The 18,530-nt window shown below is 71.9% G+C and carries 18 protein-coding genes; 6 read left to right on the plus strand and 12 right to left on the minus strand.

Annotated elements, in window-relative coordinates; all coding sequences use genetic code 11:
• Positions 1 to 13: 13 nt before the first annotated feature.
• The gene (locus AC1P0E_RS26565; protein ID WP_028813689.1) at positions 14 to 676 is read right to left on the minus strand and encodes a helix-turn-helix transcriptional regulator; all 663 of its coding nucleotides are present in this window, start codon (positions 674 to 676) and stop codon (positions 14 to 16) included.
• A gap of 242 nt (positions 677 to 918) precedes the next feature.
• Positions 919 to 1,590 (minus strand): DUF3000 domain-containing protein, encoded by a 672-nt coding sequence (locus tag AC1P0E_RS26570; protein WP_482744625.1) that lies wholly within the window; start codon positions 1,588 to 1,590, stop codon positions 919 to 921.
• 90 nt (positions 1,591 to 1,680) lie between these two features.
• Here AC1P0E_RS26570 and hemE point away from each other — a divergent pair, with 90 nt between their 5' ends.
• A complete protein-coding gene (hemE, locus tag AC1P0E_RS26575; RefSeq protein ID WP_482744626.1) occupies positions 1,681 to 2,754 on the plus strand; it encodes a uroporphyrinogen decarboxylase in 1,074 nt (357 codons plus the stop codon).
• Between the two features lie 195 nt (positions 2,755 to 2,949).
• On the opposite strand, the gene AC1P0E_RS26580 is transcribed toward hemE, so the two are convergent.
• Both AC1P0E_RS26580 and AC1P0E_RS26585 read right to left on the minus strand, forming a co-directional pair.
• The gene (locus AC1P0E_RS26580) at positions 2,950 to 4,332 is read right to left on the minus strand and encodes an FAD-dependent oxidoreductase (RefSeq protein WP_482744627.1); all 1,383 of its coding nucleotides are present in this window, start codon (positions 4,330 to 4,332) and stop codon (positions 2,950 to 2,952) included.
• 54 nt (positions 4,333 to 4,386) lie between these two features.
• Positions 4,387 to 5,361 (minus strand): DUF4349 domain-containing protein, encoded by a 975-nt coding sequence (locus AC1P0E_RS26585; RefSeq protein WP_482744628.1) that lies wholly within the window; start codon positions 5,359 to 5,361, stop codon positions 4,387 to 4,389.
• 128 nt (positions 5,362 to 5,489) lie between these two features.
• On the opposite strand from AC1P0E_RS26585, the gene hemG reads away from it, so the two are divergent.
• Complete coding sequence (hemG, locus tag AC1P0E_RS26590; RefSeq protein WP_482744629.1) at positions 5,490 to 6,932, plus strand: protoporphyrinogen oxidase; 1,443 nt, start codon at positions 5,490 to 5,492, stop codon at positions 6,930 to 6,932.
• Positions 6,933 to 6,936: 4 nt separating this feature from the next.
• Entirely contained in the window at positions 6,937 to 7,668 is a 732-nt protein-coding gene (hemQ, locus tag AC1P0E_RS26595) for a hydrogen peroxide-dependent heme synthase (protein ID WP_482744630.1), read from the plus strand.
• A 30-nt stretch (positions 7,669 to 7,698) separates the two neighbouring features.
• On the opposite strand, the gene AC1P0E_RS26600 is transcribed toward hemQ, so the two are convergent.
• The 6 genes from AC1P0E_RS26600 to AC1P0E_RS26625 form a co-directional block, all read right to left on the minus strand.
• On the minus strand, positions 7,699 to 9,303 hold the full coding sequence (locus AC1P0E_RS26600) for an alpha/beta hydrolase (protein ID WP_482744631.1): 1,605 nt from the start codon (positions 9,301 to 9,303) through the stop codon (positions 7,699 to 7,701).
• Positions 9,304 to 9,465: 162 nt separating this feature from the next.
• Positions 9,466 to 10,254, minus strand: coding sequence for a DUF4142 domain-containing protein (locus AC1P0E_RS26605; protein WP_482744632.1), 789 nt, complete (start codon positions 10,252 to 10,254; stop codon positions 9,466 to 9,468).
• 141 nt (positions 10,255 to 10,395) lie between these two features.
• A complete protein-coding gene (locus tag AC1P0E_RS26610; protein ID WP_482744633.1) occupies positions 10,396 to 11,406 on the minus strand; it encodes a TIGR04222 domain-containing membrane protein in 1,011 nt (336 codons plus the stop codon).
• A 7-nt stretch (positions 11,407 to 11,413) separates the two neighbouring features.
• Complete coding sequence (locus AC1P0E_RS26615; protein WP_482744634.1) at positions 11,414 to 12,745, minus strand: MbnB/TglH/ChrH family RiPP precursor modification enzyme; 1,332 nt, start codon at positions 12,743 to 12,745, stop codon at positions 11,414 to 11,416.
• A gap of 90 nt (positions 12,746 to 12,835) precedes the next feature.
• Positions 12,836 to 13,621 (minus strand): DUF4142 domain-containing protein, encoded by a 786-nt coding sequence (locus AC1P0E_RS26620; RefSeq protein WP_482745908.1) that lies wholly within the window; start codon positions 13,619 to 13,621, stop codon positions 12,836 to 12,838.
• A gap of 133 nt (positions 13,622 to 13,754) precedes the next feature.
• Positions 13,755 to 14,516, minus strand: a complete 762-nt coding sequence (locus AC1P0E_RS26625) for an aminoacyl-tRNA hydrolase (RefSeq protein ID WP_482744635.1) — start codon at positions 14,514 to 14,516, stop codon at positions 13,755 to 13,757.
• 87 nt (positions 14,517 to 14,603) lie between these two features.
• On the opposite strand from AC1P0E_RS26625, the gene AC1P0E_RS26630 reads away from it, so the two are divergent.
• The 3 genes from AC1P0E_RS26630 to AC1P0E_RS26640 are packed head-to-tail and all read left to right on the plus strand — an operon-like array spanning position 14,604 to position 16,040.
• Positions 14,604 to 15,281, plus strand: a complete 678-nt coding sequence (locus AC1P0E_RS26630) for an AIM24 family protein (protein ID WP_482744636.1) — start codon at positions 14,604 to 14,606, stop codon at positions 15,279 to 15,281.
• Positions 15,282 to 15,312: 31 nt separating this feature from the next.
• On the plus strand, positions 15,313 to 15,450 hold the full coding sequence (locus tag AC1P0E_RS26635; RefSeq protein ID WP_482744637.1) for a hypothetical protein: 138 nt from the start codon (positions 15,313 to 15,315) through the stop codon (positions 15,448 to 15,450).
• 44 nt (positions 15,451 to 15,494) lie between these two features.
• Positions 15,495 to 16,040, plus strand: a complete 546-nt coding sequence (locus tag AC1P0E_RS26640) for a GNAT family N-acetyltransferase (RefSeq protein WP_482744638.1) — start codon at positions 15,495 to 15,497, stop codon at positions 16,038 to 16,040.
• Here AC1P0E_RS26640 and AC1P0E_RS26645 read toward each other — a convergent pair.
• A complete protein-coding gene (locus tag AC1P0E_RS26645) occupies positions 16,027 to 16,935 on the minus strand; it encodes a polysaccharide deacetylase family protein (protein WP_482744639.1) in 909 nt (302 codons plus the stop codon). The genes AC1P0E_RS26640 and AC1P0E_RS26645 overlap by 14 nt on opposite strands.
• A 121-nt stretch (positions 16,936 to 17,056) precedes the next feature.
• Positions 17,057 to 18,442: an alkaline phosphatase PhoX gene (locus AC1P0E_RS26650; RefSeq protein WP_482744640.1), complete on the minus strand. Its 1,386-nt coding sequence runs from the start codon at positions 18,440 to 18,442 to the stop codon at positions 17,057 to 17,059.
• Positions 18,443 to 18,530 lie beyond the last annotated feature (88 nt).

An 18,530-nucleotide genomic window follows, 5' to 3' on the forward strand; every position in this document is an offset into this window, starting at 1 on the left:
GGTTGTAAACCGGTCAGTGGATGATTCCGGTACGCAGGGCCACCGCCACCATTCCGGCACGGTCGCCCGTGCCGAGCTTGCGCGCGATGCGGGCGAGGTGGCTCTTGACCGTCAGGGCGGAGAGGCCCATCGAGACGCCGATCGCCTTGTTCGACTGGCCTTCCGCGACCAGCCTGAGCACCTCGACCTCACGGCCGGAGAGCTCTCGGTAGCCGCCCGGGTGGCTCGGGGCACCCGGGGGGCGGCGGTGCATTCGGGCGGCCGCGGCGCCGATGGGGGCGGCGCCGGGGCGGGTGGGGTGCCCGATGTTGTTGCGCGTACCGGTGACGACATAGCCCTTGACGCCGCCCGCGAGGGCATTGCGTACGGCGCCGATGTCGTCGGCGGCGGAGAGGGCGAGCCCGTTGGGCCAGCCCGCGGCGCGGGTTTCGGACAGCAGGGTCAGCCCGGAACCGTCGGGCAGATGGACGTCGGCAACGCAGATGTCGCGTGGGCTGCCGACGCGGGGGCGTGCCTCCGCGATGGACGACGCTTCGATGACGTCACGTACTCCAAGGGCCCACAGATGGCGGGTGACGGTGGAGCGGACGCGCGGGTCGGCCACGACGACCATGGCCGTCGGCTTGTTAGGGCGGTAGGCGACCAGGCTTGCGGGCTGCTCGAGGAGAACGGACACCAGGCCTCCTGGGGGAGTGGCGGAACTCGCCGGCTCGGGGTGAAGCCGGGGGGAACCGTGCTGAAGGGTCATCAACCTCTTCGGCAGCAGTGCCGCTCGCCTTTAGGGAAAGATCACGATTTGGTGAGTAACAATTAGGGCAATTCGGACACGTGATCGATCATGTGAAGAATTGACGCCAAACGGCGGGGCGCGGAACACGAAAGAGGACGCGCCTCCTCGGCGCGCCCCCGCCCCGCCTGCTAAGGAGCCTGCGGGCCCCGCCGCTGCGGCAGCGACACCACGCCCGCGTCCAAGGAGCCCGGCCCGTGGGCGGCCACCGGAGGCAGCCCGGCGATCTGCGCCAGCAGGTCGCACCAGGCCGCCAGATGCGCCGCCGTGTCCGGCACCCCGCCGCGCCCCTCGCGGGGCGTCCACGAGGCCCTGATCTCGATCTGCGTGGCAGGCCTGCGCTCGGCGAGACCACCGAAGTAGTACGAGCCGGCCCGTGTCACCGTGCCGCTCGCCTCTGCGTACGACAGGCCGCGTGCCTCCAGCGCGCCCGTCAGCCAGGACCAGCTCACCTCGGGAAGCAGCGGGTCGGCCGCCATCTCCGGCTCCAGTTCCGCCCGTACGAGCGTCACCAGCCGGAAGGTTCCGTGCCAGGCGTCGTGACCCGCCGGGTCGTGCAGGAGCACCAGCCGGCCGTCGGCCAGATCCTCGTCCCCGTGCACGACCGCCGCCTCCAGCGCGTACGAGTACGGCGCGAGCCTCTGCGGCGGGCGGGTCGGGTCCACCTCCAGCTCGGGGCGCAGGCGCGCCGAGCACAGGGCCTCGACCGCCTGACGGAACGCGCGCGGGGTGGAGTCGCCCCCCGCGCCGCCCCTGTCGTCAGCCTCATCCTCATCCGAAAGTCGTCCCTGAGCCGGAGCCATGCGGGGAAGAGTAGGCGGAACGTGAGCCTCGCGCAGGGAAGGACACCCGCCCCGCGACAACCGCTTCGGCCCGCGTGCGAAGATTTGGGCGTGAGTGCCAATGACCGCCGCCCCGTGGGCAGCCCGCAGAGCCAGACGTACGATTCGGCCTTCCTCAAGGCGTGCAGGCGCGAGCCGGTGCCGCACACGCCGGTCTGGTTCATGCGACAGGCGGGGCGTTCGCTGCCGGAGTACCTGAAGGTGCGCGAGGGCATCCCGATGCTCGAGTCGTGCATGCGGCCCGAGCTGGTCACGGAGATCACGCTGCAGCCCGTACGCCGTCACGGCGTCGACGCGGCCATCTTCTTCAGCGACATCGTGGTGCCGCTGAAGGCCATCGGCATCGACCTCGACATCAAGCCCGGCGTCGGTCCGGTGATCGCCGAGCCGATCCGTACGCGGGCCGATCTCGCCCGGCTGCGCGACCTCACGCCGGAGGACGTCACGTACGTCACCGAGGCGATGGGCATGCTCACGGCCGAGCTCGGGTCCACTCCGCTCATCGGATTCGCGGGTGCGCCTTTCACTCTCGCGAGTTACCTCGTGGAGGGCGGTCCCTCACGCAACCACGAGCACACCAAGGCGCTGATGTACGGCGACCCGCAGCTGTGGGCCGATCTGCTGGACCGGCTCGCGGAGATCACCGGCGCCTTCCTGAAGATCCAGATCGAGGCGGGCGCGTCCGCGGTCCAGCTCTTCGACTCCTGGGTCGGCGCGATCGCCCCCGCCGACTACACGCGCTCCGTGATGCCCGCGTCCGCGAAGGTCTTCGACGCGGTGGCGTCGTACGGCGTACCGCGCATCCACTTCGGGGTGGGCACGGGCGAGCTGCTGGGCCTGATGGGCGAGGCCGGCGCGGATGTCGTCGGCGTGGACTGGCGCGTGCCGATGAACGAGGCGGCGCGGCGCGTCGGCCCCGGCAAGGCACTCCAGGGCAACCTCGACCCCGCGGTCCTCTTCTCGACGCCGGACGCGGTCATGGCGAAGACGGACGAGGTGCTGGACGCGGCGGCGGGTCTTGAGGGCCACATCTTCAACCTGGGCCACGGTGTCCTGCCGACGACGGACCCCGACGCGCTGACCCGCCTGACGGAGTACGTCCACACGCGGACGTCGGCGCGCTAGGGGCTGACGCCTGCGGCGGGCCTTTCCCCTACCCGCCCCCTCCCGACCTGGGGCGCTGCCCCAGCCCCCGGTCCTCAAGCGCCGGACGGGCTGGAGGAGCGGGGTCTGGGGCGGAGCCCCTCACGCGGCGGAGCGGCAAAATGTCACAGCGGGAAGGGGCGGGTAGGGGAAGAGCCCGCCGCAGGCGACCGCACCCTACGCGCCACCCGCCCGCACCGCCGCCACCGCCTTGCGTGCCGCGACCAGGACCGGGTCCCACACCGGCGAGAACGGCGGGGCGTACCCGAGATCCAGCGCCGTCATCTGCTCCACCGTCATGCGGGCGTGCAGAGCCACCGCCGCGATGTCGACCCGCTTCCCCGCCCCCTCCCGCCCCACGATCTGCACGCCGAGCAGTCGGCCCGTACGCCGCTCCGCCGTCATCTTCACCGTCATCGGGGACGCCCCCGGGTAGTACCCCGCCCGGCTCGTCGACTCGATCGTCGCCGTCACGAACTGGAGCCCCTCCGCCCGCGCGTCCTTCTCCCGCAGACCCGTTCGCGCGATCTCCAGGTCGCAGACCTTGCTGACCGCCGTACCGACGACACCCGGGAACGTCGCATAGCCGCCCCCGACGTTCGAACCGATCACCTGGCCGTGCTTGTTCGCGTGCGTTCCGAGGGCGATGTGACGCCGGCGGCCCGAGACGAGGTCGAGCACCTCCACGCAGTCGCCGCCCGCCCAGATGTTGTCGTGGCCCACGACGCGCATCGACAGGTCGGTGACCAGTCCGCCGTACGACCCGACCGGCAGGCCCGCGTCCCGCGCCAGCGTGGTCTCCGGCTCGACGCCGATGCCGAGGACGACCACGTCCGCCGGGTAGGTGTCCGCGTCCGTGGCGACCGCCCGGACACGGCCGTCGTCGCCGGTGAGGACCTTGGTGACCTCGGCGCCGGAGACGGTGGTGATGCCCATGCCGTTCATCGCGTCGTGGACGAGCCGGCCCATGTCCGGGTCGAGAGTGGCCATCGGCTGTTCGCCCCGGTTCAGGACGGTCACCTCGTACCCGCGGCCGACCAGCGCCTCCGCCATCTCGACGCCGATGTAACCCGCCCCGACGACGACCGCGCGCCGCCCCTTCGTCCGCTCCAGCGTGTCGATCAGCGCCTGGCCGTCGCCGAGGGTCTGCACGCCGTGCACGCCCGGAGCGTCGATGCCGGGCAGGGGCGGGCGTACGGGCCGGGCGCCGGTCGCGACGACCAGCTTGTCGAAGCCGGTCCACGACTCGGCGCCCGATTCGAGATCGCGCGAGCGGACCCGGCCGCCCGCCGCGTCGATCTCGGTGACCTCGGTGCGGATCCGCAGGCCGATGTCGCGCGCGCGGTGCTCCTCGGGCGTACGGGCGATGAGTTCGTCCCGCTCCGAGACGGCTCCGCCGACCCAGTACGGGATGCCGCAGGCCGAGTACGACGTGAAGTGGCCGCGCTCGAAGGCCACGATCTCCAGCTCGTCCGGGCCCTTGAGCCTGCGGGCCTGCGATGCGGCGGACATCCCCGCCGCATCGCCGCCGATGACCACCAGTCGCTCCGCCGCTGCCATGCGTGTCCCCTCGGTCGGTCCGTACTTCCGCAGGACACGCTAAGCGTTACGGGGTCACTCCTGCGGCTGCGGTTTCTCCTGCGGCGCCCCGGCCGGCGCGAGGGCCGGTGTCTGCCGCTGCGGCAGGCGGCCGCGCAGCAGCCGCCACAGGACGTACAGCAGCGCGATCGTCGCCGCGAAGGGGGCCACCGCGCCGAGCGCCATCGCGACCCACTTCAGGGTCGTGACGAACGCGTCCCAGCCGCCGCCGAGCGCGTCCAGGAAGCCGGGGTCGTCGTCCTCCTTGGCGGCCTCCGCCGCCTCGGGCTCGGAGAGTTCGAGCGTGATGGTCGCCATGGTCGTACGGTCCTTCAGTGACGCCTGCTGGGCCAGCAGCGCCTCCAGCTCCGTCTGACGGGTGTTCAGCTCGCCTTCCAGCATGACCACATCGCTGATCCTGGTGGCCCGGTCCATCATGTCCCGCACCCGCGCGACACTGGTCCGCTGCGACTTGATGCGGCTCTCGACGTCCACCACCTGCTCGGTGACGTCCTTGGCGTCGGCCTTGCGGTTGAGGAGCTTGCCGGTGCCGGCGAGTTCCTTCAGTACGCCGTCGTACTCCTCCTGCGGGACGCGCAGCACGATGCGGGAGTATATGTGGCTGTCGTCGATCCGCTCGGTGGTCTCGTTCCCGACGATGCCCCCGGCGTTCTCGGCGGCCGTACGGGCGGTGGCGAGCGCCTTCGTGGCGCTCCTGACCTCGACGGACAGGGTCGCGGTACGGATGACGTGGGTCTTGGCGAGCGGCGGCTTCTTCGCCCCGGCCTGGTCGGCGGGCTTCTGCCCCGCGGCCCCCATATCGGTGTCGGCGGCGCTGCCGGCCGCCCGCTCCGCCTGGCCCCCGCCCTTGCTGTCGGCCGCGCTGACCCCCTTCTGGGCGCCGGCGTTGTCGCCGCTCGCCCCGCAGCCGCCGACCGCCAGCGAGGCGGTGAGCAGAGCGGCCGCGAGGACCTTGGAAGAACGGTGCCCGGACGTACGTACTGCACGCATGTCGGCTCCCCCCGAACGTCGTTGTGGGTGTTGCCGGTTCGACGTACGGGGCGGGCGAGGGGGTTGCCCTTTTCCGGTCCCGAAGCGGTCACGGTCAGGACTCGTTCCGGGTTTGAGAGAGTGGACCCATGAACGTGGAATCTCGTACGGGCCATGTCGTCGTCATCGGGGGCGGCATCTCCGGGCTGGCCGCCGCCCACCGGCTCGTCGGCGCCGGTGCGCGCGTCACCCTGCTGGAGGCGACGGACAAGCTCGGCGGCAAGCTCCTGGCGGGCGAGATCGCGGGCGCGCCCGTCGACCTGGGCGCCGAGTCGATGCTGGCCCGGCGGCCCGAGGCGGTCGCCCTGGCGCGCGAGGTGGGGCTCGGCGACCGGCTCCAGCCGCCCGCCACCGCGAGCGCGTCGCTGTGGAACCGGGGCGCGCTCACACCGATGCCCAAGGGGCACGTGATGGGCGTACCGAGCGACCCGGCGGTCCTCGGCGGCGTCCTGTCCGCCGACGGCCTGGCCCGGATGCGCCGCGACCACGACCTGCCGCGCACCGAGGTCGGCGACGACATCGCGCTCGGCGAGTACGTCGCGGCCCGCCTCGGCCGCGAGGTCGTGGACCGGCTGGTGGAGCCGCTGCTCGGCGGCGTGTACGCCGGTGATGTGTACCGGACGTCGATGCGCGCCGCCGTACCGCAGCTCTTCGAGGTGGCGCGGACGTACGACTCGCTCCTCGACGGGGTGCGGGACATCCAGCGCAGGGCCGCCGAGAACCAGCAGGTCGGTGGTCCCGCCCTCGCCAATTCAAGCTTCATGGGGATCGAGGGCGGCATCGGCACGCTTCCCGACGCCGTCGCGGACGCCGTGCGCGCCCAGGGCGGCGAGGTCCTGCTCCGCACGCCCGTGCTCGGGCTGACGCGCGGCGCCGGCGGCTGGCGGGTGCGTACCGACGAGCGGGTGATCGCGGCCGACTCCGTCGTCCTGGCGGCCCCCGCCTGGGCCGCCTCCGCGCTGCTCGCCGCCGAGTCACCGGCGGCGGCGGCCGAGCTGTCCGCCGTCGAGTACGCGTCGATGGCGCTGGTCACCATGGCCTTCCGGCGCCGCGACGTGGTGGGGATGACCGGCTCCGGCTTCCTCGTGCCGCCCGTGGACGGGCGCACCATCAAGGCGTCGACCTTCTCGACCCGCAAGTGGGGGTGGGTGGACGCCGCCGCTCCGGATCTCTTCCTGCTGCGTACGTCCATCGGGCGTTACGGCGAAGAAGAGCACCTGCACCGCGAGGACGACGAACTGGTGGAGGTGTCCCTGCGGGATCTGGGCGCGGCCACCGGTCTCGCCGCCCGGCCCGTCGCCATCGAGGTCACCCGCTGGATCGGCGGCCTGCCGCAGTACCCCGTCGGTCACCCCGACCGGGTCGCGCGGGTGCGCGGCGAAGTCGCGAAGCTGCCCGGACTGCGGGTCTGCGGGGCGGCGTACGACGGTGTCGGCATCCCCGCGTGCGTCGCGAGCGGGCAGCGCGCCGCCGACGAGATCATGCTCACCCGGGACCCGGCGCAGGGCACGGTTCACGAGGCGGGAGAATAGGGACATGACTGATGCTCCGGAGACTGTGACATCCACCCGAGGCCCGAACGCCGGCAAGAAGGCCAAGGACCTCAACGACGTCATCCGCTACACCCTGTGGTCCGTCTTCAAGCTGCGCGACGTGCTCCCTGAGGACCGCGCCGGCTTCGCCGACGAGGTGCAGGAGCTGTTCGACCAGCTCGCCGCCAAGGACGTCACCGTGCGCGGCACGTACGACGTGTCGGGGCTGCGCGCCGACGCGGACGTCATGATCTGGTGGCACGCGGAGACCGCGGACCAGCTCCAGGAGGCGTACAACCTCTTCCGCCGCACCAAGCTGGGCCGCGCGCTGGAGCCGGTCTGGTCGAACATGGCACTGCACCGCCCCGCCGAGTTCAACAAGTCGCACATCCCGGCCTTCCTGGCCGACGAGACCCCCCGCGACTACGTCTCGGTGTACCCCTTCGTGCGCTCGTACGACTGGTACCTGCTGCCCGACGAGGACCGTCGCCGCATGCTCGCCGACCACGGCAAGATGGCGCGCGGCTACCCGGACGTGCGCGCCAACACCGTCGCCTCGTTCTCGCTCGGCGACTACGAGTGGCTGCTGGCCTTCGAGGCCGACGAGCTCTACCGCATCGTCGACCTGATGCGTCACCTGCGCGCGTCCGAGGCGCGCATGTACGTGCGCGAAGAGGTGCCCTTCTACACGGGGCGCCGCAAGTCCGTCGCAGACCTGGTGGCGGGCCTCGCCTGAGCGGCGGCCCACCACCCCCGACCCGGAAGATCAGACGGCGGGCGCCGGCTCCTTCGCCACTGCCCGCTTGTCCAGCGACACCGGGTTCGGCTCCCGGTGCGGCGCGCAGTCCGCGCGCCGCACCGGTGTCCGACCGGTCAGGAGATACGTCTCCAGGTGACCGTTGACGCACTTGTTGTCGCCGCCGCCGATACCGTGCGTGCCCGCGTCCCGCTCCGTGACCAGCGCCGAGCCGGCCAGCCGCTGCTGAAGTTCCAGCGCGCCCGGGTACGGCGTCGCCGCGTCCCGCTCGGCGGCCAGGATCAGCGTCGGGGGCAGCTCACCCGGCCCCGTACCGACGTCCAGGGGTACCTGGCGAGGAGCGCTCCAGTACGCGCACGGCAGGTTCATCCACGCGTTGTCCCAGGTCTCGAAGGGAGCGCGCGCCGCGAGCAGACTGTTGTCGCGGTCCCACACCCACCAGTCCGTCGGCCAGGGCGCGTCGTTGCACTCGACGGCGGTGTAGACGGCCCTGCTGTTCTCGTCGTCCTTGGCCGACTCGGGCCTCGGCGAGGCCTGCTCGATCAGCGGCTTGGGGTTGCCCTTCAGGTACTCCGAGAGCGCTGTGGCGCGCATCGCCCAGTAGTCGTCGTAGTAACCGGCACTCAGCAGCGCCGACTGGAGCTCACCGGGGCCCACCTTGCCGCCCGCCGGTTCGCGTGACACCTCGGCGCGCACCTTCTCGTAACTGGCGAGGACCTCGTCGGGTGTCGTGCCGAAGTGATACGTCTTGTCGTGCTTGGCGATCCAGGTACGGAAGTCCTTCCAGCGGCCCTCGAAGGCGAGTGACTGGTCGAGGTTGTTGCGGTACCAGATCTGCTCCGGGTCGGGATTGACCGCCGAGTCGAAGACCATGCGGCGTACGTGGGACGGGAAGAGCGTGGCGTAGAGAGCGCCGAAGTAGGTGCCGTACGACGCGCCCATGAAGGTCAGCTTCTTCTCGCCGAGCGCCGCACGCAGGACGTCGAGGTCGCGGGCGTTGTTGAGCGAGGTGTAGTGGCGCAGCGCGCTGCCCGCCTTGCGGGCACAGCCGTCGGCGTACGCCTTGGCCCGGGCTTTCCGCTCCTCCTTGTACGCGTAGGAGGGGTGCGTGGGGGCCTCGCTGGGCGCCTGGACGAGCTCCGACGGCTCCTGGCAGGACAGCGGGGCCGAGCGGCCGACGCCGCGCGGGGCGTAACCCACGAGGTCGTACGCCGCGCCGAGCCGCTTCCACTCGGGCAGCACTCCCGTCATCGGGAAGAACATGCTGGAGGCGCCGGGGCCGCCCGGGTTGTAGACGAGCGCGCCCTGGCGGGCGGCGGGCTTTCCGGTCGCCCGGGCGCGGCTGACGGTCAGTGAGATCCGGCGGCCGCCGGGGTCGGCGTAGTCGAGGGGGACCTCGACCGTGCCGCACTTGACGTGTCCGGGCAGGCCCTCCGACTTGGGGCAGGCGCCGAAGGTGATACCGGTGGCGGACGCGCGGTGGGCGGCGAGCGCGGTGCCGCGGGCCTCGGGGGAGGCGGGCGATTCGGCGCTGCCCGCGGGGGCGGCGACGAGGGCGGTCAGAACCAGGGAGCCGACGGATGCCAGGGTCCCGTACATCGCCAGTGCTCTCATCGCGTTCCCTTCGTGCAGGTGCAGGACAAAAGGGATACTTGGCGGGCCAGTTGGCGATGTAAAGCACCGGCGGAAGGTGTCGGGGTCAATGACCCCGATGAGTCGCGGGGGCGGCACGCGGGTGCGGATCGTCGACCGTGCGTACGCCCGGACGGGCGACGGCTATCGCCTCCGCCTCGTGCCGGTGTCCGGCGGGAGCGCGCTGTCCCTGGGGCGGGTGGCCGGCGGAGGGAGCGGGAAGGTCGTGGACGGGGTCACCGGGTCGGCCGCCGGCGGGGTCGTGCGGTCCGGGGGCGCGGGCGGCGGAGGGCCGGTGGGGCTCCCGGTCGCGGTGCTCGCGGCGTCGGCGGCGAGGGCGTCGAAGTCGACGCGGCCGGTGGCCTCCAGCATCCGGATGTGGTCGAGGACGGTTGTGTTGGCGTCGTCGGCGAGGCCGCGGACGAGGGAGTTGCGGGTGGTGTGGCGCACCTGGGCGATGAGTGCGAAGACCTTGCCGTGGGCGGCGCGCAGGACGTTGGCGAATCTGATCTCGTACGCCGTTCCGCTCGCCTCGGTGAATTCGTCGAGCCACCGGCGCTGTTGGCCGGTCGGCTGGTTGGGCAGCTCCATGTTCAGCCGGGCCGCGACCTCGCGTACGCGCGCGTCGAGGAAGGTGTGGCCCTCGACGAGATGCGCGCCGGCCTGCTCGACGGCCCGGGAAGGGGCGCGCTCCAGAGCCTGTTGCCCCGCGGGCAGTTCCCACAGGCCGGCGAGTCTCACGCGTACGACGAGATCGCGGTCGGCGGCGGAGAGCGGGCCCCACCGGGTGGCGACGGAGCCGGCGTCGAGCCGGTCCAGGCCGGTGCCGGAGCGGTCGGCGTACGACCAGATCGGGTAGATGAGCGCGGCGAGGGTCGCCGTCAGGGCGACGACGACCAGGCAGGTGCCGGGGGTGACGTTGACGGAACGCATGGTGCCTCTCCTGGTGCGGCACCGCACGTTAGTGCGCTTCTCCGTGATCGTGCGGGGTGTTGGGGGAAGTGGGCGGCTGGGCCGCCAACTCCCGGTGGTGTCAGTTACGTTGGAGAGTTCGGCGGGGGGTGCGGTCGCCGGTCAGGAACTGCTGCCGCAGCTGGAGCCCGAGCTGCAACTGGAGCCGGAGCTCGAGCTGCAGCTGGACCCGCTGCTGCTGCCGCAGCTCGATCCGCCGGAGCAGCCTGCGCCGCCCGATCCGGAGCCCGAATCACCCGAACTGCTGCCGCAGCTCCCCTGGCCGGAGGCCGAGCCGGCGCACCAGACGAGGGCGGTCGCGTAGACGGTGTTGTTGCCGCTGTCCGGCGACGACGCCGTACGGGACGTGGTGCTGCGGGAGATGCCCGGTGTGAGCCGCGCCGCCGTGCGCAACTGGTCCTGGAGTACGAGGTCGGGCAGCGCCCGCAGACCGTGCACCGCGACGAGGTGGCCCGGGCCGGTCCAGTCGGCGTGCGCGATGGCGTACGCCGTGGCCGCCGCGCGGCCCGCGGGGGTGACGCGGGCGCCGGCCCTGCCCGCGTTGACGGCGCCGCACACGATTCCCAGGACCAGGACGGGCAGCACCATGACGACGAACAGGACCGGGGGCTCCCCCACGAATGTCACGGCGAGGGACGCCACGACGGCGACGGGCAGCCCGAGGACGCAGGCCAGCAGCAGGGCGATGCTGCCGGTGCGCCACTTGCGGCTGTCATGCGGCGGGACCATCAGGCCTCGGAACGCGAGGCTGTCGCCGATCTCCTGCACCGCCGCGCTGCGCATCGCGGCGTGCCGCAGGGTGTGCAGCGCGCCGTTGGGGGCGGCGGCGAGTTCGGTGAGCACGGCCCGCTCCACCGGGTCGTACGCGACGGTGCTCCGCGCCGATGCGACGCCGGGGCCGCCGATCGAGAGGCGGCTGTCGGAGTACATGGTGGTGAGCGCGGTGTCCACGGTGCGGGAGGGGCCGCCGTTCAGGAACGCGATCTCCATGAGGTCGGTGACTCGGGCGGGGCCGCCGGCGCTCCGGCGGAGGGCGGAGATGCCGCGGGTCAAGACGATGGAGGCCGTGATCACGGCGAGAGTGATCAAGAGGGCGAGGACGGTCATGATCATCGGCGCGTCACTTCCTGACGAGTGCGGCACGCGCCGCACGGACGAATCGGGTCGCACGGCGGGGAGGGTGCGACGCCGTACGGTCCTGCCACCAGTGGGTCAGCTGCCTGCGGGCGGCGGCGTCCTCGGGTCGCCCGGTGGCCAGCAGTTGCTCGGCGAAGTCGAGCGCGTCGCGTCGGTAACCCGCGGACATGGGGCGGGACTTCGCGTACGAGAGGAACGCGTTCCGGTAGGCGCCCCCGAGGATCTCCGGGAGCTCCGGGGCGACCTTGGCCACGACATCGGCCCGCTTCCCGGCGAGCGCACGGCTCTGGACGCGCAGGCGCGCGGAGTCGAAGCCGGCGGGAGCCGGGGTCCCGGCGACGAGCGCCGAAAGAAGCGCGGCCTGCGCGACCGCGACCCGGGTACGGACGTTGTTCCCCGTCCCCGTCCCCGTCCCCGCCCGCACCGGAAGCGGAGCTTCAGCCCCCCGCCGCGCACCGGCGCGGGTCGGGGTGGCGGGCGGCGCCGGGGCTGCCAGGGCTGTCCGTATCTTGGCCAGTTCGCTCGCCAGCGCTTGCTGGGCCGGGAAGTTGTCGTCGCGTTCCAGGAGGACGCCCGGCGGTTCCGTGCGGGAGCGGAGGTCCGTCAGGATGTCCAGGACCGGCCGGGTCACGGGGTGGGCGTGCGTGTCGTGCCACACGCCGTCCCTCTCGACGCCGCCCGCCACATGGACGTACGCGATCGCCTCCACCGGGAGCTCGTCGAGCGCCGCCGAAGGGTCCTCGCCCCGGTTCACGTGGTTGGTGTGGAGGTTGGCCACGTCGATCAGGAGGCGGACACCGGTCCGGTCCACCAGCTCCGCCAGGAACTGGCCCTCCGTCATGTCCTCGTCCGGCCAGTTGATCAGCGCCGCGATGTTCTCCAGCGCCAGCGGCACCGGCAGCGAGTCCTGCGCGATACGGACGTTCTCGCACAGCACGTCGAGCGCGTCCCAGGTGCGCGGGACCGGGAGCAGGTGCCCCGCCTCCAGCAGCGGGCTCGCTGTGAGGGGGCCTCCCGCCCGTACGAACGCGATGTGCTCCGTGACGAGAGGGGCGCCCAGGGCTTCGGCCCGCGCCGCCAGGTCCGCCAGGCGGGCCGCGTCCGGGCGGTCCGCGCCCCCCAGGCCCAGCGAGACGCCGTGCGGGATCACCTTCGTGCCGCGTGCGCGCAGGCGGAGAAGGGAGTCCGGGAGGTGGCCGGGGCAGAGGTTCTCCGCCACCGCCTCCACCCAGTCGATCCCGGGCAGCCCCTCCACCGCGTCGGCTATCTCCGGCCGCCAGCCGATACCCGTACCAAGACGCTCGATACGTTCCACGAGTCCCCCTCCTCTGCTTCGTGCAGGGGTAATGGCCCCGGCGCGCGCCGCCGAATCCAGAGGAGGGGACGTTCAGAGGTTGATTTGAGGTTACGGCGACGGCTCGGGGCGGTTCGTATTGACCGCCGGACTGCCGATCTCGCCCTCCGGCTGCGCGGACGGCCGCGACGTGACGGTCGGGTTGCCGGTCGGTACGGCGGCCGGCGGCGACGGGACCGTGATCGAGTTGTCGGGCGCCGGCGGACCCGAGGGGCTCGCCGTCGCATTGCCCGCGGCCTCGTTGGCCAGGGCGTCGAAGTCGACGAGACCGGTGGCCTCCAGCATGGTGATGTGGTCGAGCACCGTCTGGTTCGAGTCGGTCGCCAGCTGGCGGATCAGTGAGTTGCGCGTGGTGTGCCGTACCTGGGCTATCGCGGAGAAGACCTTGCCGTGCGCGTTGCGCAGCAGGTTGGCGAACTTGCGCTCGTACTCCGGACCGGTCGCCGCCGACAGCTCCCGCAGCCACCCCTGCTGCTGCTCGGTGGGCTGGTTCGGCAGCGGTACGTTGAGCTGCGCGGCCACCTTGCGGGCCCGCTTGTCGAGGTCGGTGTGGCCGACGATCAGGTGGTCGCCCGCCTCCTTGATCGCCTCACTGGGGGCGCGTTCGATCGCCTGCTGCCCGGCGGGCAGCTCCCACAGGCCCGCCAGCCGCACCTTCACCAGCAGGTCCCGGTCGGCGGCCGACAGCGGGCCCCACTGGGTGGCGACCGTGGAGGCGTTGAGGTTGGCTTGGCCGGTGCCCGAGCGGTCCGCGTAGGACCACACGGGGAAGGCGAGCGCGCCGATGGTGGCGACAAGTGCCGCGATGATGAGTGCTGTTCCGTTGATGCGTCGCAACAAGATGTCTCCCGAGCCGATGCGTGACACCGTTGAACCAACCGCCTGCCGAACGGCCGGACAACCTACTTGCAAGTATTCGTAGATACGTGTGACGCAGCCGACGTGTTCAACGGCGCGCGCAGAAACCGCTTCAGGGACGCGGCGCCCGGCGGCGCAGCGCCGGGTGGTCCGCGACCACCGTGCAGGACCCGGGCGCGATCTCGGTGAAACCCGCGTCCCGCACTATCGGCAGGCCGCTCGCGGTGAGTTCGCGCCACCGCCCGGCCTCGGGCGTACGTACCGAAAGCGGGAAGCCGGCCGTCTGCCACGCCTTCCGCTCCACCTCCGACAGCTCCCACCAGGCCAGTTGGGCGCCATGACCGGCCTGCGCCATCGCCTTGCCCGCCGACATGTCGAGGTCCGGGCTCAGCCACAGCACCGGGCTCTCGGGCGCGGCAGGGGGCGGCGTCTGCGGATCGTCCAGATCCGTACCCGAGACCTGGAGCTTCGCCAGCTCCTTGGGCCAGCCGTCCAGAGGCACGGGTGGGAAGACGCGCACTTCCGCCGCCTCGCCCGTCACCGTGATGCCCGGCAGCGCCGACGCCTTCCGCCACTCCGCGCCGCGCGCCCGCCGCACCACCTTGCGGATCCGGGCGTCCTGCCACAGCCGCATGGTCCCGGCCCATTCGCCCTCGCCCAGCGACCGCTCGTCGCAGAGCATCGCCAGCACCGCGCGGGCCGCGGTCTCCAGGGCGTCCGTACGGGCCGGCGGAGCGTCCTTCTCGATGTGGACGACGAGGGGCAGCACGAACTGCGGGGCCTCGTCGCGCGCCGTCTGCTCGTGCCGGAAGGGACTGTCGGGGGCACTGCCGGGCGTGCCGTCGGGGGTGCCGGGGGTGTCGTCGCTGCTCACCCGGACCAGTCTGCCAGCCGAGGTTCTCCGGTATCTCAGCCCCTGGCATCTTGGCGGAGCGTATGCGTCCGGGTAAGGATGATCCGCATGAAGAGCGATCTCTTTGCCACAGAGAACATGGCGCAGCAGGCCACTGTCCCGGGGATGACCCTCCAGAACGCCAAGTCGGTGAAGTACGCCGTCAATGGCGAGATGCACGCGCGGCAGGGCTCGATGATCGCCTTCCGCGGCAACCTCCAGTTCGAGCGCAAGGGCCAGGGCATCGGCGGCATGCTCAAGCGCGCCGTGACCGGCGAAGGCCTGGCGCTGATGGCCGTGCGCGGCCAGGGCGAGGCGTGGTTCGCCCACGAGGCGCAGAACTGTTTCATCGTCGACATAGAGCAGGGCGACGCGCTCACCGTCAACGGCCGCAACGTGCTGTGCTTCGACTCGACCCTCTCGTACGAGATCAAGACGGTGAAGGGCGCCGGCATGACCGGCGGCGGCCTCTTCAACAGCCTTTTCACCGGCTACGGCAAGCTCGCCGTGATCTGTGAGGGCAGCCCGATCGTGATCCCGGTGACCCAGCAGCAGCCGGTGTACGTCGACACCGACGCGGTGGTGGGCTGGAGCGCCCAGCTCAACACGTCGCTGCACCGCTCGCAGTCGGTCGGCTCGATGATCCGCGGCGGCTCGGGCGAGGCGGTCCAGCTGATGCTCCAGGGCGACGGCTTCGTCATCGTCCGGCCGAGCGAGCTCAAGCCCGAGAAGGCGGCGAGCAGCTGAGAGTTCCGCGCGGCTGAGTAGGCTCGTACGCATGGACGAGAAGAGCCCGCCGTACGCCGAGTGTGTGCTGTGCCGGAAGCCGACCGAGTACCCGGAGACGGTCAAGGGCGTCGTGTACTGCCCCGTCTGCGAGTGGCAGGAGGCGCAGCGCACGGCCTGCTCCGGCTGAAATCCGGTGGACAGCCCGCCGGGCGCCGGACGATCATCCGCAGGGTGAAAGAGCTGAGCTTCGTCGAACTGAACGGCGCGGTCATGACCGCCCTGCTGGGCCAGGACCAGGACCAGGACCGAGCCCTGGCCCGCGCTCGCACCGAGGCCGGGGTCGCCCTGACCGACTTCTTCCTGACCGACAGCGCGCTGTGGCTCTGGCGCTACCGCCTCGGACAGATGGCCGCCGACCCCGCGCGGGCGCACTGGTGCGGGCGGCTCGCGGTGTGCGGGCCCGGCGGCGCCGTCGTCGGGCACGGTGGGTTCCACGGACCGCCCGACGACCGGGGCATGGTCGAGGTGGGTTACGCCGTCGACCCCGCCTTCCGCCGACGGGGGTACGCCAGGGCCACCCTCACCGAGCTGCTGTGCCGGGCCGCCGCCGCGCCGGGCGTGACCACGGTGCGGGCGTCGATCCGGCCCGACAACGTGGCGTCCCTGGCCACGATCGCCGGCTTCGGCTTCACCGAGGCCGGCGAACTGTGGGACGAGGAGGACGGGATGGAGACGCTGTACGAAGTACCGGCCGGCCGCTTCCTCAGCGCTTCATGAGGTCCGACACCTTCACGAAGCGGTAGCCGCGCTCGCGCAGCTCCGGCACGATCCGCCGGATCGCCTGCTCGGTCACCGGCGCCGCGCTGCGTGTGCAGTGCATGACCACCACCGAGCCCGGCCGCACGCCCGCGAGGACCTGCTCGGCCACCGCGTCCCCGTCGCGCGCGAAGGCGTCGCCGCTCACCACGTCCCACTGGATCGCCGTCACCTTGGCCGGGGCGAGTGCGCGCAGGGCCTCGTCGTCGTAACAGCCGCCGGGAAAACGGAAGTACGGGACGACGTTTCGCGCTCCCGCCTTGCGGAACGCGGCGAAGGCCCGCTCCACGTCGCCGCGCATCCGCTCTCCGGAGAGCGTCGGCAGGCCGTAGCAGGGGGCCTTGAAGGCGTGATGACTGTACGAGTGGTTGGCGATCTCGAAGAGCGGGTCCCGCCCGATGGAACGGGCCTGGTCCGGGTACTCCTCGGCCCAGCGGCCCGTCATGAAGACCGTCGCCGGGACCCTCAGCCTGCGCAGGGACGAGATCAGGGCCGGGTTGTCGAAGCGCTCGCCGCTCGCGGCCCGCGGGCCCTGGTCCGCCGTCATGTCGGCGTCGAAAGTCAGCGCGACGGTCTTGGTACGGGTGCCGGGGGCGCGTTCGAAGACGGGGGTGAGGCCGCCGGGGCCGGCGGCGAGCGTCGGCGGTGCGGAGCGCCCGGTTCCGGCCCCCGGTGACATCGACGGGGCGGGCGCCGGACGCCCGGGGGCAGAGGCGTGGGCGGAGGCCGGTGGGGGGGTGGGCGCGGGGGCCGCGAGCGAACCCCGGGACTCGCCGCCGGTGCCGCATCCCGCGAGGGCCGCGAGTGTCGCGCCAAGAACCGCCGCCGCCGTAAATCTTCGTACAGAAGTGGTCACTGGCGGAAACTATCCGATTATGTGCACAGGTTCCGTCCGCTACACGGGCACTACTGCCGAATGGGTGTCAGGAGGCACGACGAGGGGGCGGGCCGGTGCGGCCCGCCCCCTCATGCCCGGCTCAGGCGTGGAACGGGCCCGTTACGGCGAACGTCGTACCCGGCGTATAGCAGTTCACGTACATCGTCCCGCAGTCCGGCGAGAAGGCGACGCCCGCGAACTCGCCCCACTCCGGTTCCTCCGGCGTGCCGATGTTCTGCCGGTTGCGCGCCATCGCGTACACCTGGCCGCGCTTCGTCAGCCCGTACACGTGCTGCGTGCCATTGCCGTCCTCACACACCATCAGGCCGCCGCGCGGAGCCAGGCAGATGTTGTCGGGGGACTCGCCGGGCAGCTGGATGTCCGTGCTCGGGCCGAAGACGACCACCAGGGTGAGCCGCCGCTTCTGCGGCTCGTACTTCCACACCTGCCCGAAGTGGTCCGCCGCCGAGCCCTCCGCGCTGCGCGCGAAGCTGGAGACGAAGTAGACCTCCCTCTCGCCCCAGTAGCATCCCTCCAGCTTCTGCGCGTGCGTGATGCCCTTCGGGCCGAAGTCCTGGAGCCGGATCGGCGTCTCCTTCGCCAGCGGGTCCGGCACGGGCGCCCACTCGACGCCGCCGAAGCTCGCCCCGGTCTCCTGGACCGCCGACAGATCGGGTACGCCCGGAACGCGCATTGCCTCCAGCGCTCCGCCCGCGCGCAGCGAGCCGTGGCCGCCCAGTGGCTTCTCGGGAAGGAAGCGGTAGAAGAGGCCGAAGGGCCGCTGGAACGCGTCCTCCGTCTCGTACACGATGCCGCTCCTGGGGTCCACGGCGATCGCCTCGTGCTGGAAGCGGCCCATCTCGGTGAGCGGGACGGCGCCGGTGCGGCGCGGGTCGACCGGATCGACCTCGAAGATGAAGCCGTGGTCCTTGGTGTAACCGTTGGTGCCGGCCTTGTCCTCGTTCTCCTCGCAGGTGAGCCAGGTGTTCCAAGGGGTGGGCCCGCCCGCGCAGTTCACCGCCGTACCGGCGATGGCGACGCGCTCGCCCAGGACGTTGTTGCGGCCGTCCAGGGCGATGGCCGTACAGCCGCCCTTGGCCGCGGGGTCGTAGGTCAGGCCCTTGACCGTGGGTACGCCGGTCTTGGCGGTGTGCCGGTTCTCGTGGTTACGGACAAGGTGAACGCGGCCGTGGTGGCCTCTGAAGGCGCCCATGCCGTCGTGGTTCGAGGGGACCGTGCCCTCGCCCGAGCGCAGCGGCGTGCCTTCCCGGGAAAGGACCTTGTAGCGGAAGCCCTCGGGCAGATCGAGGATTCCCGCCGGGTCGGGCACGAGCGGCCCGTACCCGCCGCGGCCCAGTCCCTGGGCGGCGGCCGTGCCGGCGAAGATCTCCGACACCGAACCGGCGAACGCGACACCGACGCCCAGGGCGCCCGCGCGGGCCAGAACCTGACGGCGGGACGTGGACGATGAGGCTGTTTCAGACATGAGGTGTCTCCCTGCTGGCGGACAGGAACATGTGACCCGCACGTGTGTAGCACGCAAGTGATCTCACGTGAACCATGCGGGCCACACC

This window comes from Streptomyces sp. TRD_SC_5 (genome assembly GCF_056836825.1).